This is a genomic window from Amycolatopsis sp. lyj-84 (genome assembly GCF_046549075.1).
Taxonomy (GTDB): Bacteria; Actinomycetota; Actinomycetes; order Mycobacteriales; family Pseudonocardiaceae; genus Amycolatopsis.
This window is the reverse complement of sequence record NZ_JAJPWO010000002.1, coordinates 24,324-38,298: the sequence shown is the minus strand read 5'-3', so window position 1 is coordinate 38,298 and position 13,975 is coordinate 24,324. Positions and strand designations below refer to the sequence as shown.

Below are 13,975 nucleotides of genomic sequence, written 5' to 3'. Positions count from 1 at the left end.
GCTAAGAGCGCACCACCGCCACCGGGCAGTGGGCGTGGTGGAGCGCGTCATCGCTGACCGAGCCCAGCAACAGGCGCCGAAGGCTCCCGTGGTCGCTCCGGCCGAGGACCAGCAACGCCGCCTCGCTGGACTGCACGGTCAGTGCCTGCGCCGTCGGCCCGACGCCGTGCACGATCTCCACCGGCACCTCCGGATAGCGCTCCCGCCAAGGCTTGAGCTGCTGCTCGACGAGCTGGTCCGCGATCTCCTGGGGGATCGGCTGGACCGGATCCATCACCGGACCGCCGAGCAGCGGTTCGCTCGCGGGCCCCCAGATGGAGAGCCGCGCCGCGTGGACCGCGTGCACGACCCGGCCGTGCCTCGCCGCGAAGTCGAACGCGAACCCGGCCGCCTGCGCGCTCTGATCAGTACCGTCGGCGCCGAGGATCACCGGCCCGTCGGGCGGGGGCTCCTCACCACGGACGACGACCACCGGCCGTCCGGCATGCTGGGTGACCTCGGCTTCGGTCGAGCCGGTCACGGCGCGGGCGAACACCCCGGTGTGGGATTCGCCGAGCACGATCATCGCCGCGTCCGTCTCGTCGGCGATCGACACAAGCACCTCGTCGGGGGTCCCTCCGCGCTCGACGGTCCGGACTTCGAGGTCCGGATCGGTGCGCTGGAGTTCCTCGGCCATGGCTTCCAGTCGCCGTCCCGCGGGTTCGCCGACGGCCTCCGGGACGACCTGCGTGAGCGGGGCCGCGACGGGGTCGGAACCCGGCGGTGGCAACCGGTCCTTGATGCAGTACGCCAGCACCAGGCCGCGTCCGCGGGTCTTCGCCTCGGCGACCGCCCAGGCGACGGCCCGGCGGGCCTCCGGCGAGCCGTCGAATCCGGTCACCACGGGGCCGTTTCCCTGCTGTGCGTGCGACATCGGTCCTCACCTCCGGCAAACGGTGGGTACCCGTTCGGGCTGATGTTCATGCGTCCGTCGTTTCGGCAGGTCATCGCGAATATCCGGTAACGATCTTCCGAAGTCGCGGACATAATGCCGGTGTGACGGAGGCTGACTGGGTGGTCGAGCGGTCGCGGGAGTTCGCGTCGCTGTGTGGTACGTACGTCGAGTCGTGGACTGGCGTGGCAGGCAGCAGCCCCCAGATCGCCGACCCGAGGGTGCGCTGTTTGCAGGTGTTCGGCTTGCAAGTACGTCTGGACGACGATGCCGTGTGGAGTGTCGATACTTACGAAGACGACACCGCGTTCGGGCTGCGGGCTGTTCCAGAAGCGCTGTTTCGAGACAAGGGGCGGTGGGGCGGAATCTACCGATGGAGGACGTTGGCCGAGTTGCCGATCGGACAGGTCGAGCAGGTGGCTGCCTTCGCTGACGAGGGCGTTCTGGTCCAGGTGTCCTTGCAAATCGGCGAACGGCCGCTGCTGCTGATCGCAGGCGTACTCGATGAGACAGGCGCGAAGGAACGCTTGTTCCACACGCTGGACGAGTAGGTACTGGTATGCACTGATTCCGCCGCTGCTGAGCTTGCCCAGAGGACCACTTCGCGGCGGGGGCTCACTCGAATTGGTGATTGGTCGCTCGCTGGCGAATCGTGATAGCGGCTGGGGTTTCGGCTTCTCTCGAGTGATCCCGAGCTGCTCCGGTGATCATGAGCTGGAAACCTGGCCGGCTCAGATTCCACATAAGAAGGCGAAGGCCTCACGTTCTTGGTGACGCGTCACAACGACGTCCCGGCAAGTCTGGGGAATTCCCCACCTCCGCACCGCCTCGCCGCGCGCAAGATGTGAAGACACATTACCGCGCGGTAACAACAACGACGTTGGAGGCGGCATGAGGCCGAGCAGGCGGTTCAGGGCGGGTTTGGCGGCTTTGGCGGCGGGGATCGCGGTGACCGCGGTGGCGATTCCGGCGGAGGCGGCCAGGCTGGAGTACGTCGCCCTCGGCGATTCGGCCGCGGCCGGACCGCTCGTCCCGAACCAGGATCCCAATCTGCTGTGCCTGCGTTCGGATCACGACTACCCGGCTCTCGCCGCGAAGGCACTCGGGGCCGAACTGACCGACGTTTCGTGTTCGGGAGCGGTGACGGCCGATCTCACGAACCGGCGGTTCGGCATCCTCGCACCGCAGCTCGACGCGCTCAAGCTGTCGACGGGTTTGGTATCGATCACCATGGGCGCCAACGATTCCGGACTGTTCCAGCAGGCGCTCAGCTGCATCAACCTCCTGCCCGAACCGGCCGGGCTCTCGTGCGCGGACCGGCTCACCGCGGGCGGCAAGGACCCGCTGGGCGACTCGATCCGGGCGTGGGCCCCGAAATTCGGCGCCGCGCTCGACGAGATTCGAGTGCGGGCGCCGCACGCGAAGATCCTCGTCACCGGGTACGGCACCTACGTCCGGCACAACGGCTGCTACCCCGTGCAGCCGGTCTGGGCGCGGGACGCGAACTATCTGCAGAGCGTGATGGACCTGATCAGCTCCACCGCCCGGAAGCAGGCCGAGGCCCGCGGCGCCACGTTCGTCGACTTCGCCGCGCTCACCGTCGGACACGACATCTGCGCCGCCCCGCGCGATCGGTACCTCGAAGGCCTGATCCCGGCGCACGCCGCGGCCCCGCTGCATCCGAACGCGCAGGGGATGGCGGTGTTCGGCGCCGCGATCGCACGGGCGGCGGGCTGATGTTCCCGATGTCGCATTCGAGACGCTCAGCGACTCAGATGCGACATCGGGAACATCAGCCGCCTTTGGCGGACCGGGCCGAAAGGGCCGCGCTCAGCAGGGCGATGTGCTCGAGCCGGGTGGGATCCAGTCCGGTGAGATCGGCGATCCGGCGCAGCCGGTAGTCGACCGTGTTGGGATGGACGTGGAGGACCGCGGCGGTTTGCCGCCGCCCTCCACGGCTGAGGAAGGTCTCCAATGTCTGAAGGAGTTCTTCGTTGCCGCCCAACGGTTCCAGCCGGGCGGCCAGCCTGTCGAGGGCCGGACCGGGGCGGGAAAGCTGGTATTCGAGCAACACGTCGTCGAGCCGGTACAGCCGGGGCTGCCGCCCGGATCCGGTGGCGACCGCGAGCACGTCCTGCGCGAGCTTCACCGCGTCGGGCACGCCGGCCGGTTCGGCCGCGGCGGCTCCGGCGATGACCTCCGCGCCCGCCGTGCGGGCGACGTCGGTGAGGACTCGCTCCAGGCGCGCCCAGTCGTGTGGGGACAGTTCGTCGGCCGGGGTTTCGTGCGGCAGCAGGGCGATACCGCCCTCGGGGGTGAGCGAGGTCAGGACGGTGCCCCGGATCTGCCGCTCCAGTTCGACCCGCAGCCGCCGGAGCTTCCGGCGCCCGGCGACCAGCGGATCGACGCCGTTGGCCTCCTCGTCGGGATGCGCCCCGACCGTCGCGGCGAGAACGATGTAGCACGGTGGCAGGCGCAGGCCCGCCTGCCCGGCCGCGACGTCGGCGGGGTCGCCGTCGAGCAGGGCGGACAGCACCGTGTGCCGTGCCGAACGCTCGTCGTCGAACATCGTCTGGCGTTCGTCGAGATATCCCGCGCCGACCGCGGGGGTGACCACCTCGAGATAGCGCAGGGTCAGCGCGTTGACGGCCAGGACGTCGGCGACCTCCTCCGGGCGCGCGTCCGGCGTCAGCGACGCCCAGACGACTTGGATGCCGACGTGATAGGCGGTGAGCACGATGTCGATCGGGATACCCTCTTCCGCGCGCCGGGCGGCCGATTCGCGGAGGAAGTCGAGTTCCTCTCGCGTCGGTGTGGCCCCGGTGCGCAGGGTGTCGATGAACGAACGCAGGTTCTGTTCGATCACATGCGTGATGTCACCGCTGAGTTCCTCGGCTGGCAGCAGGCCGTATTCCGGGATCCGGGAGACGATCTCGGAGAGCACCGTCTTCGCGAGCGACGGCAGGACTTCGGTCAGCCGTTCCGCCAGCGGACGTCCGCCGATGCGGAATCCTGGATCTTTGTCACCCGTCACAACCAGCCATCATGACAGCTTGTCAGCGAGTGAGCGCGTCCCGTGCCGAATCGATGGTCGGGTGCACGTTGAAGACGGCGTCGAGGCCGAGGAGTGACATCGGGCGCAGCAGGGCTCGTTCCTGGGTGACCAGGATGAAGGGGATGCCCGCTTCTTCGGTCTTCGCCCGGATCTGGACGAGGGCCGTGAAACCGGACGAATCGCAGAAAGTGACGGCGGACAGGTCCGCGATCAGCGCCGAGGGCGTGAACCGGAGTTCTTCCTCCATGGCCTGGCGCAGGCCGTCCGAGACGGCGAGGTCGATCTCGCCGGAAACGGTGACCACCGTGTCGATGCCGGAAGCGGTGACCGAGATGTCGAGCGGGGACACGAATCTCCGGGCCGGACGGGGCGGATCGGAGGCTGGTGCGCGATAGTCGGTCAAGTTGACTCCTTGCCGGTGTGGGGTCCGGCTGGAGCCAGAAGGCATGCCGGACCTGAAAAGAAAAGAGGGCCCGGCGGCTGGTGTCTGAACCGCGACGAGCCAACCGTAGCAGTCTCGCGGCCCGGTATGCCGGATGAGCGCTGTGGGGCTGGTCATCGGCTCTGTTCTTTAGTCTGGATCTCACGCGCCGAGACAGGAGGCCGACGTGACCGGTACGACGAGGGTCGAAGTGCTGGCCGAACTGGCCGCGCTCGAGGACCCGCGGGTACGCGAGGTGAACGAGAAACACGGCGACGACCACGGCGTGAACCTCGGCAAGCTGCGGGCGCTCGCGAAGCGGTTGAAGACGCAGCAAGAGCTGGCGCGCGAACTCTGGGAAACGGACGACACCGCGGCGAAATTGCTCGCGCTCTTGATCTGCCGTCCGAAGGCGTTCGAAGGCGAGGACCTGGACCGCATGGTGCGCGAGGCGCGCACTCCGAAGGTGCACGACTGGCTCGTGAACTATGTGGCCAAGAAGAACCCGCACGCCGAAGAGCTGCGTCTCGCCTGGTTCGCGGATCCGGATCCCGTGGTCGCGAGTGCGGGCTGGGCGCTGACCACCGACCGCGTGGCGAAGAAACCCGAGGGCCTCGACCTCACGCGGCTGCTCGACATCATCGAGACGAGGATGAAGGACACTCCGGATCGCCTGCAGTGGGCGATGAACCACTGCCTGGCGCAGATCGGGATCGAGCACGCCGGGTACCGCGCCCGGGCGATCGGCATCGGCGAGCGCCTGGAGGTGCTCAAGGACTATCCGACCCCGCCGAACTGCACGTCGCCGTTCGCGCCCGCCTGGATCGCCGAAATGGTGCGACGGCAGGAGAAGTAGGCGCGCTCAGCCGAGCGCGTCCGCTTTGATGGCCTCGAACTGGGCGCCCATGCGCCCCGCGAGCGCCTCCGCGGCCCGCAGCGGCCGGACCATCACCTTGAAGTCGGCGATCTTGCCGTCGTCGTCGAAGGTCAGGAGATCGCACCCGTTGATCTGAAGCCCGTCGACGGTCGCTTCGAACTCGTACACGTGGTGAGCGCCGTCCTGGATCTCGCGGACGTAGCGAAAGTCCTCGAACACGCGCAGGACCCCGCGCAGGATCGCCGCGGTGATCGCCTTGCCCTGGTAGGGCTTGAACGCGACCGGGCTGGTGAAGACCACGTCGTCGGCGAGCAGCGCCTCGATCGCGGTGGCGTCCTTCGCTTCGACGGCCTGACGGAACGTGGTCATGACGCTCACCTCATAGTCAACTTGTTGAGTAGATGACGCCGAGCGTAGGTGATCACCGCACCCGTGTCCATCAAAGTGACTAGTCAACTTTGCGACTAGTCCGCTGGTGACTATCATCGGGTCATGGCGCTGCGGAACGCGATCCTCGCGATGCTCTTGGAAGGCGAGTCTTCGGGCTACGACCTGGCGAAGAGCTTCAACGCCTCGGTCGCCAACTTCTGGACCGCGACGCCCCAGCAGCTCTACCGGGAGCTGGACAAGATGGAGACGCAGGGCCTCGTGACGGCACGTGTCGTCGAACAGCGGCGACGGCCGAACAAGCGGCTGTTCTCCTTGACCGACGACGGCGCGGCCGAACTCGCCGACTTCACCACGCGAGCGCCGAAGCCGACGGCGATCCGCGACGAACTGCTGGTGCAGATCCAAGCCGTCGAGGCGGGTGACGACGAGGCGATCCGGCGAGCCGTCGCGGACAGGATGGCCACCGCCGAAACGAAGCTCAAGCGGTTCGAGCGGCTCCGGGACCGTTTTCTCGGTGAGTCCACCGAGGCGGAGTTCCTCGTCGCCTCGCCCCGTGTCGGCCCGTATCTGACCCTCGCCCGCGGCATCGCGTTCGAGCAGGAGAACATCCGCTGGTGCGAGGAGGTTCTCACCGTTCTCGATCGACGCGCTACCGTGCGATCCGGAGGTGATCGGCATGGTTGAGCGAGGTCCGACGTTCCGTCAGGTGGTGCTGGACGGCACCGATGCCCGCGCACTGGCGGAGTTCTACCGGCGTCTGCTGGTGTGGAATTACCGCCCCGGCGACGAGCCACCACCGCCCGGCGTCGAGGACGAGCGCGGCAAAGACTGGCTGGTACTGAGAAATCCCCAGGGCGGGACGCAACTCGCCGTCCAGCAGGTCGATCGGCTGCCCGAAGCGAGCTGGCCGGACGCCGAGCCGATTCCTCAGCAACTTCACCTGGACCTGACCGTGGACTCGATCGAGGAGCTCGACGCGCAGGACGGCCGTGTCCTCGAATTCGGCGGGCGCCTGCTGCTCGACCGCAGCGACGACCCGGACGAACCACTGCGCGTCTACGCGGATCCGGCGGGGCATCCGTTCTGCGTCTTCGTCGGCTGATCGCTCAGGACCTGCCCCACGACCGACACCGAAACGGCACGAGCACGCCACGTTTGCCCTTCCCCTCAATATACGGACGTTCGGGTAACTTTCCGTCATGACCACCGCGCTGATCATCGGGGACCTCCAGCGAGGCATCACGGGCAACTACCCGTTCGCCGAGCGAGTACTGCCGCCGCTCACGGACCTGTTGCCCCGCGCCCGCGAGGCAGGCGCCCTCGTGGTGTTCGTCCACTTCGCGCTTCGGGGCAACGGCGCCGACTTGCCGCCGGGCAACGCGCTGTTCGAGTCGTTCCACGAAGCCGGGGACACCTTCCACGAGGGCTCGGCCGGGACCGAGCTCGCTCTGCCGGTCGCCGCCGAGGACGTCGTCGTGGTGAAACGCCGTGCCAGCGCGTTCGCCGGGACCGATCTCGATCTGGTGCTCCGTTCCCGGGGCGTCGACACCGTCGTGATCGCCGGGGTCGCGACCAGCGCGATGGTGGCCGCGACGTGTTACGACGCGGCGGACCGCGGCTACCACGTGACCGTGCTGCGCGACGGGTGCGCCGACGGCGACACGGCGATCCACGACTTCTTCGTCGACGCCGTCTTCCCCAGCCGGGGATTCGAGGTCGTGTCCTGTGACGGATGGGGGACGCGGTGATTCTGTCGGTGGTGCCGGAGAAGATGGCGGCATGACGGAAACACTCGCTGGAATCGAACCCGGCCGACGGTTTCGGTTGGAGACCTTGCGCGACATCGTCCAGGCCGAGCTGGCGGCCGCCGGGCTGCCGGTCGCTCCCGGCGAGCATCCGACCGGTACCGCGGGGGCGGTCGTGACGGTCGATCTGCCGGACTTGCAAGGCGTGCTCGCCGACTGGCAGGAACACGAAGTCCTTCTCGACGCGAGCCGGCAGGCCGCGGCCGAATGCCCGAATCCGGACTGTGAGACCCATCGCGGGACGGGGGGCTAGCCGGGAACGCGTGGTCGATGCGTCCCACTCGAAAACCTGAGGTGAAGATCGCCGCACTATGGCAACGTGGCCCGTGAGCCGATCAAGGGGGACGGGCTGGGGATGAAGACGAAACGACTGGGGAACACCGGCGTCGAAGTGACGCGGCTGGGGTTCGGCGGCGGGCCGCTGGGCGGGCTGTTCGCGCCGCTGGACGACGAGACGGCCGCCGGGGCGCTGGCCGCGGCATGGGACGGCGGGATTCGGTACTACGACACGTCTCCGCACTACGGGATCGGGCATTCCGAGCGCAGGATCGGTGAATTCCTGCGCGGGCGGCCGCGTGATTCCTTCGTCCTGTCGACGAAGGTCGGCAGGCTGCTGGTGCCGCAGGACGCTGACGGGAAGCTGGATCCGGCCGGTTTCCACGTTCCCGCAACACATTCCCGCGTACGCGACTTCACCCGTGACGGGATCCGGCGCAGTGTCGAGGACTCGCTGGAGCGGATGGGCCTGGACCGGATCGACGTGCTGTACCTGCACGACGCCGAGGAGTTCTTCGACGACGCGGTGCGCGAGGGCTATCCGGCGCTCGCGGAGTTGCGGTCGGAAGGGGTCGTCGGTGCGATCGGTGCCGGTATGTACGACACGGCGATGCTGACCACGTTGGTGCGGGAAGCGGATGTCGACGTGGTCATGCAGTCCGGCCGCCACACGCTGCTCGATCACAGCGCGCTCGACACGTTCTTGCCCGCTTGCGAGGACCGCGGGGTCTCGGTGATCGCGGCGTCGATCTTCAACTCCGGGCTGCTCGCCGTCCCGCGGCCGGACGCGGGAGCGTACTTCGACTACGAGGCCGTGACACCGGATGTTCTGGGGCGGGCGAACAGGATCGCCGACGTGTGCGAGGCGCACGGCGTGACGCTTCCTCAGGTCGCCATGGCCTTCCCACTGCAGCATCCTGCTGTCGCCGGTATCGCGGTGGGGATGCGGTCCGCGGAGGAGGCGCGGCGCAACCTGGAGTCCTTCGCCGTGGAGGTTCCCGCGCGGGTCTGGACCGAGCTGCGTGCCGCGGGCCTGATCCGTTAGCCGGCGTCGGCGAACGCTGTCCGGGCGAGATCGCGCAGCCAGCGGTGTGCGTGGTCGGTGTCGTAGCGCTGGTGCCAGGACAGGTACACCGCGGCGGGCGGCAGTTCGAGGGGGAGCGGGAGCAGGGCGAGACCGAGGTCCGCGGCCACCGAACGGGCGGTGGATTCGGGGACCGTGGCGAGAAAGTCCCCGCCACGCACGAAAGCGAACGCGGCCGCCTCGGTGGGGGCGGACGCCACCACGCGCCGGGTGAGCCCGAGCTGCGCGAGAGCCTCGTCGAGAGTGTTCTCAAGCCTTCCGCGCCGCGAGACGGTGACGTGCTCGGCCGCGGCGTACTGCGCGGCGGTGAGCGGGTGTCCTTGCCGCGCGACGACGACGTGGCGGGTTTCCGCCACCTTCTCGGCGCGGATGTCGGGCGTGGCCGGGTGACCCGCGTTCGCCTCGAGGTCGACCTCGCCGCGGCGGAGCCCGGGAGTGTCGACGCTCGATTCCGCGATGAAACGCAGGCGCACGCCCGGTGCCTGGTCGCGCACGGCCTTGAGCAGGGCCGGGCCCGCGAGGGCGACCAGGGAATCGTGCCAACGGAGGGTGAAGGTGCGTTCGAGCGTCGTGAGGTCGAGTTCGCGGCTCGGTGCCAGTACGCCGCGGACTTCCTGGAGGAGTTCGTGCACTTGCTGCCGGACGGCGATCGCGTAGGGCGTCGGGGTCATCGTGCGCCCGGTGCGCACCAGGATCTGATCCCCGGTCGTGCGCCGGATCCGGCCGAGGCTCCGGCTCATCGCGGGCGCGGTGACGTGCAGGCGCTCGGCCGCCCCGGCCACGCTGCCTTCTTCGAGCAAGGCGTCGAGCGCCGACAGCAGGTTCAGATCCAAGTGCATGAGAATCATCTTAACCGTGCCTAACATGCACTTGCTGTTAATTGAATGCGCACCTACCTTCGTGAGTGAGGGGCCGATCGACCCCCGAGACCCTTGCTCAGGATGGGAAAACCGTCATGCCCGGAACAGATCTCCTCGCCCAGACGGCGACGGCCACGCGTGCGGCAGGCGCGGTCCTGCTCGAGCGCTTCGGAGAGGTGGCCCGCTACCGGACCCGCGACGAACTGATGGACGTCCTCGCCGCCAACGACGCAGCGGCCCTCGAAGTGCTGCGCCCCCGCCTCACGAGCCTGCGCCCGGACGCCCAATGGGTGGAGGAGGAACTCGACGGCGGCGTGCTGCCTTCCGGCGAGTGGTGGGTCGTCGATCCGGTCGAGGGCAACATCAACCATCTGCACGGCCTGCCGGAATGGGCGGTCACCGCCACTCTCGTACGCGACAACCAGCCGGTGCTCACCGCGGTCCATCAGCCGCTGACCGGCGAGACCCACACCGCGCTCGCGGGCGGCGGAGCCTGGCGTGACGGCCTGCCGCTGCGCGTGTCCGACACCGCGGACCTGGGCTTGAGCCTCGTCGCCACCAGTCAGGCCAGGCCGGACGAGGACGAAGCGGTCGTGCGGCGCGTCGGCTCCTCGATCACCGCGATGCTCCAGGAAGCGCTCGTGGTGCGCACCTCCGTGCCCGCGACGCTGCACCTGCTGAACGTGGCCGCCGGTCGCGTCGACGCTTTCTGGCAGTTCGCAGGCGCTCGCGCCGACCTGCTTCCGGGGGCGCTGCTCGTGGCCGAGGCCGGTGGCCGGATCTCCGACGCCGAAGGTCACCCCTGGAGCCCCGCGAGCGGGAGTTTCCTGGCCGCCGCGCCCGGTGTGCACGCCGAAGCCGTCGCCACGCTTTCCCGCTGACCGTCCACAACCTACAAAACTGGAGTAAAGATGATCGCCGTACTGGGAAAGGGCCGTGTCGGAGGCACCCTCGCCGCCGCGCTCGCCAAGGCAGGACACGAGGTGTCCGTTGCGGACAGCACACCGGGTGCCGCCGCCGAAGCGGCTCAGCAGGCGCAGATCGTCATCAATGCCACCCCGGGCGCGGATTCCCTCGAGCGGCTGGCCGTGCTGCGAGAACAACTGCGGGGCAAGATCCTCGTCGACGTCTCCAACGCCACCACCGAAGGACCGGACGGATTGCCCGCCGGTCTGCTCTACCCCGGCTCGAGTCTCGCGGAGCACCTTCAGGATGCGCTTCCCGACACCAGTGTCGTCAAAAGCCTCAACACGATGCTGTATTCGGTGATGACCGCGCCCGCTTCGCTGACCCAGCCGCCCACCGCGTTCCTTTCCGGTCAGGACCCGCAGGCCAAGCAAACGGTAAAACGACTGCTCATGGACCTCGGCTGGCGTCCGGAGTGGATCACGGACCTCGGCGGAATCGAAACCGCGCGGGCCACCGAAGCCGCGGTCCTGTTCGTTCCGCACGTCATCCGGGCCGACGGATTTGCCCCATTCGCCCTCTCGATCGCTCGCTGAAGACAACGAGTTCGAATTGTGTTCCGCTCCGCCGGTCCGGAATTCCGGCGCGTTCTCTTCTTCCCTCGCGGTGGTACCTTCGAAGCAGGGAATCGGCAGAGTCGCCGTGAGGGGACAGGTACCAGATGGAGCGCCGTCAGCAGGCGGTACATCGGACGATCGTGATCGTGGATGTCGAGGCGTTCACGGACTTGCGCAGGACGACGCCGCATCAGCTCGTTGTCCGCGAAGCCTTGTACAGCGCCTTGTCCCAGGGTTTCGAGGTGGCGGGTGCGCCCTGGTCGGAATGTCATCACGAGGACCGCGGTGACGGGGTCTTCGTGCTCGCGCCGTCTCATATTCCGAAGGCGCCCTTCATCGAGTTGCTGCCGAATGCGTTGGCGGCCGGACTGACGCTGCACAACGTCGCGCACCCGGCCGAACAACGAATCAGGTTGCGCATGGCGTTGCATGCCGGGGAAATCGTCTACGACGACCACGGCGCGACTGCGGAATCGGTCAATTTCGCATTCCGGTTACTGGACGCGGCCCCGCTCAGAACCGCGCTCGCCCGATCCGAGGGCGTGCTCGCGGTGATCGTGTCGAAGTGGTTCTTCGACGAAGTGGTGCGCAATAGCGAAGTGATCGATCCGGCCACGTTCCGGCCCGCCCGCGTCCAGGTCAAGGACACGTCGGCGATCGGCTGGATCTGGCTGCCGGACCATCAGTACCCGGCCGATCTCACGTATCTCGCGGCGTCGCGTGGCCGCGGCGAGCCGGAAATGCGGCAGCTGCCCGCGGCGCCGCGTTCGTTCACCGGCCGCGCGGACGAACTGGCCGTCCTCACCTCGGTACTGGAAGACGCGGCGGAAGAAGCCACGACGATCGTGATCTCCGCGATCTTCGGTACCGGGGGCGTCGGCAAGACCTGGCTCGCCCTGCACTGGGCGTACCAGCATCTCGACCTGTTCCCGGACGGACAGCTCTTCGTCGACCTGCGCGGGTTCGCGCCGGAGGGGCAGCCCTTGTCGCCGAGCGCCGTGGTGCAGGCCTTTCTGGACACTTTCGGGGTCGATCCGGCGCGGGTGCCCGCCGAACTGGAGGCGCAGTCCGCGTTGTACCGGAGCATCCTGGCGGACAAGAGGATGCTGATCGTGCTGGACAATGCCCGTGACACCAAACAAGTCGTCCCGCTCCTGCCCGCCAGTCCCGGCTGCACGGTGGTGATCACCAGCCGGGACCGGCTGGCGGGCCTCGTCGCCGCCCACGGTGCTCGCCCGATCCCCGTGGACGTCTTCTCTGACACCGAAGCGCGGGAAATGCTCGCCATGCGACTGGGCACGGGCAGGCTGAACGCCGAACCCGACGCGGTCGACGAGCTCCTGTCCTGTTGCGGCGGGTTCCCCCTGGCGCTGAGCATCGTCGCCGGTCGCGCCGAGGCACACCGCGACTTCCCGCTCGCCGTCCTCGCGGCCGAACTGCGCGACGCGACCACCAGATTGGGCGCGCTCGACGAAGGCGACCCGGCCGCCAGCCTGCCCGCGGTGCTGTCCTGGTCGTACGCGGCGCTCTCCGACGACCAGGCGAAGATGTTCGAACTACTGGGAGTGGCCCCGGTGGCCGACATCGACCTCGCGGCCGCCGCCAATCTGCTGAACGCGCCCGCCGGCCGCGTTTCCGCGGAGCTGCAGGCATTGGAACGGACTTCCCTGATCCACCAGCATGTTCCGGGCCGATGGCGGATGCACGACCTGGTCAAGCTGTACGCCGCCGAGCGGGCGGCTCGGCGGCCCGACCGGACCGCGCAGGGCGACGCGCTGCACCGGCTCGTCGACTTCTACGTGCACACCGCGCACGCCGCCGATCTCCTGCTCGATCCGGACGGCCAGTCCATCGAACTGCCTGCCCCTCGAGACGGCTGTGCACCACGCCCCGTGCGGAGTCCGCAAGACGCGCTCGCGTGGTTCACCGCGGAACACCTCAACCTCATCTCCGTCCAGCAGGCGGCTCTCGAACGCCGATGGCTTCCGCCCGTCTGGCAGCTGGCTTGGGGGTTGCACGGTTTTCACTGGTGGAAAGGGCATGTGCATTCCGATGTCGCCGTCTGGCAGACGGGGCTGGCCGCGGCCGAGCAACTGGGTGAACCGCTGCCACTGACCCTGGCGAACCAGATGCTGCTCCACGCCTACTCGCGTCAGGGCGACCACGCCAAGTCACTCGAACACGGCAGGCGCGCTCTCGCCGGAGTCGACGGCCTGGATGCCGTGCACCGCGCCCCCACGCACCACGCGGCCGCGTACATGTGGGCCCGTCAAGGAGAACTGGCGAAGGCACTGGACCACGCCACGCAGGCGATGTCGCTGTACCGGGAGGCGCACAGGCCGATCCGCGAAGCGTGGGCGCTGACCATGATCGCGTCCTTCGCGATCAAACTGGGCCAAGAATCCCGGGGAGAGAGTGCGTGCGAGGCCGCACTCGCCCTCTTTCGCGAACATGCGTCCCCCTTGGGAGAAGCGGCCGTTCTCAACACCCTCGGCGAACTCGCCTTCGCCACCGGTGACCACGCCAAGGCGCTCACGCGGTTCGAGCAGACGCTCAGTCTCCGCCGCGAACTCGGCGCGAGCTACGCGGCAGCGGACACTCTGGACAACATCGCCCGCACCCATGCCGCTCTGGGGGACAAGGACAAAGCGCGCGAGACGTGGCTCGAGGCGCTGCGCGCGTACCAATCCCAGCTGCGCAACGACGAGTCCAGCCGGGTGCAGAAACAGCTGGATCTCCTGGATGGGGCCTGA

General features: G+C 68.3%; 16 protein-coding genes. 11 read left to right on the top strand and 5 right to left on the bottom strand.

Annotated elements, in window-relative coordinates:
• Position 1: 1 nt before the first annotated feature.
• On the bottom strand, positions 2-913 hold the full coding sequence (locus tag ACLJRM_RS05510; protein ID WP_410662466.1) for a universal stress protein: 912 nt from the start codon (positions 911-913) through the stop codon (positions 2-4).
• 122 nt (positions 914-1,035) lie between these two features.
• Between ACLJRM_RS05510 and ACLJRM_RS05505 the strand changes: the two genes are divergently transcribed.
• Positions 1,036-1,482, top strand: a complete 447-nt coding sequence (locus tag ACLJRM_RS05505; protein ID WP_410662465.1) for a hypothetical protein — start codon at positions 1,036-1,038, stop codon at positions 1,480-1,482.
• Positions 1,483-1,822: 340 nt separating this feature from the next.
• Entirely contained in the window at positions 1,823-2,668 is an 846-nt protein-coding gene (locus ACLJRM_RS05500; protein WP_101607030.1) for an SGNH/GDSL hydrolase family protein, read from the top strand.
• A 55-nt stretch (positions 2,669-2,723) separates the two neighbouring features.
• Here the strand turns inward: ACLJRM_RS05500 and ACLJRM_RS05495 are convergent, their stop codons facing one another.
• Both ACLJRM_RS05495 and ACLJRM_RS05490 read right to left on the bottom strand, forming a co-directional pair.
• The gene (locus ACLJRM_RS05495; protein WP_410662464.1) at positions 2,724-3,965 is read right to left on the bottom strand and encodes a PucR family transcriptional regulator; all 1,242 of its coding nucleotides are present in this window, start codon (positions 3,963-3,965) and stop codon (positions 2,724-2,726) included.
• Positions 3,966-3,987: 22 nt separating this feature from the next.
• On the bottom strand, positions 3,988-4,389 hold the full coding sequence (locus ACLJRM_RS05490) for an STAS domain-containing protein (RefSeq protein ID WP_233224306.1): 402 nt from the start codon (positions 4,387-4,389) through the stop codon (positions 3,988-3,990).
• A gap of 205 nt (positions 4,390-4,594) precedes the next feature.
• Between ACLJRM_RS05490 and ACLJRM_RS05485 the strand changes: the two genes are divergently transcribed.
• Positions 4,595-5,263 (top strand): DNA alkylation repair protein, encoded by a 669-nt coding sequence (locus ACLJRM_RS05485; protein WP_410662463.1) that lies wholly within the window; start codon positions 4,595-4,597, stop codon positions 5,261-5,263.
• Between the two features lie 6 nt (positions 5,264-5,269).
• Here ACLJRM_RS05485 and ACLJRM_RS05480 read toward each other — a convergent pair whose 3' ends face one another.
• A complete protein-coding gene (locus tag ACLJRM_RS05480) occupies positions 5,270-5,653 on the bottom strand; it encodes a nuclear transport factor 2 family protein (protein WP_410662462.1) in 384 nt (127 codons plus the stop codon).
• 123 nt (positions 5,654-5,776) lie between these two features.
• Here ACLJRM_RS05480 and ACLJRM_RS05475 point away from each other — a divergent pair, with 123 nt between their 5' ends.
• The 5 genes from ACLJRM_RS05475 to ACLJRM_RS05455 all read left to right on the top strand — a co-directional run bounded on the left by ACLJRM_RS05475 (position 5,777) and on the right by ACLJRM_RS05455 (position 8,800).
• The gene (locus ACLJRM_RS05475) at positions 5,777-6,358 is read left to right on the top strand and encodes a PadR family transcriptional regulator (protein ID WP_410662461.1); all 582 of its coding nucleotides are present in this window, start codon (positions 5,777-5,779) and stop codon (positions 6,356-6,358) included.
• Positions 6,351-6,776 (top strand): VOC family protein, encoded by a 426-nt coding sequence (locus tag ACLJRM_RS05470; protein WP_174720402.1) that lies wholly within the window; start codon positions 6,351-6,353, stop codon positions 6,774-6,776. Before ACLJRM_RS05475 ends, ACLJRM_RS05470 begins: the two co-directional genes overlap by 8 nt.
• Positions 6,777-6,873: 97 nt before the next feature.
• Positions 6,874-7,422: a cysteine hydrolase family protein gene (locus tag ACLJRM_RS05465; protein ID WP_101607045.1), complete on the top strand. Its 549-nt coding sequence runs from the start codon at positions 6,874-6,876 to the stop codon at positions 7,420-7,422.
• Positions 7,423-7,453: 31 nt separating this feature from the next.
• Positions 7,454-7,732 (top strand): hypothetical protein, encoded by a 279-nt coding sequence (locus ACLJRM_RS05460; protein WP_410662460.1) that lies wholly within the window; start codon positions 7,454-7,456, stop codon positions 7,730-7,732.
• A gap of 102 nt (positions 7,733-7,834) precedes the next feature.
• Complete coding sequence (locus ACLJRM_RS05455; protein WP_101613111.1) at positions 7,835-8,800, top strand: aldo/keto reductase; 966 nt, start codon at positions 7,835-7,837, stop codon at positions 8,798-8,800.
• Here ACLJRM_RS05455 and ACLJRM_RS05450 read toward each other — a convergent pair.
• Positions 8,797-9,678, bottom strand: a complete 882-nt coding sequence (locus tag ACLJRM_RS05450) for a LysR family transcriptional regulator (RefSeq protein WP_410662459.1) — start codon at positions 9,676-9,678, stop codon at positions 8,797-8,799. The genes ACLJRM_RS05455 and ACLJRM_RS05450 overlap by 4 nt on opposite strands.
• Before the next feature lie 116 nt (positions 9,679-9,794).
• Between ACLJRM_RS05450 and ACLJRM_RS05445 the strand changes: the two genes are divergently transcribed.
• From ACLJRM_RS05445 to ACLJRM_RS05435, 3 genes are all read left to right on the top strand, one after another.
• Positions 9,795-10,580: an inositol monophosphatase family protein gene (locus ACLJRM_RS05445; protein ID WP_101607047.1), complete on the top strand. Its 786-nt coding sequence runs from the start codon at positions 9,795-9,797 to the stop codon at positions 10,578-10,580.
• 30 nt (positions 10,581-10,610) lie between these two features.
• Positions 10,611-11,201 (top strand): NADPH-dependent F420 reductase, encoded by a 591-nt coding sequence (locus ACLJRM_RS05440; protein ID WP_410662458.1) that lies wholly within the window; start codon positions 10,611-10,613, stop codon positions 11,199-11,201.
• A gap of 125 nt (positions 11,202-11,326) precedes the next feature.
• The gene (locus tag ACLJRM_RS05435) at positions 11,327-13,975 is read left to right on the top strand and encodes an ATP-binding protein (RefSeq protein ID WP_410662457.1); all 2,649 of its coding nucleotides are present in this window, start codon (positions 11,327-11,329) and stop codon (positions 13,973-13,975) included.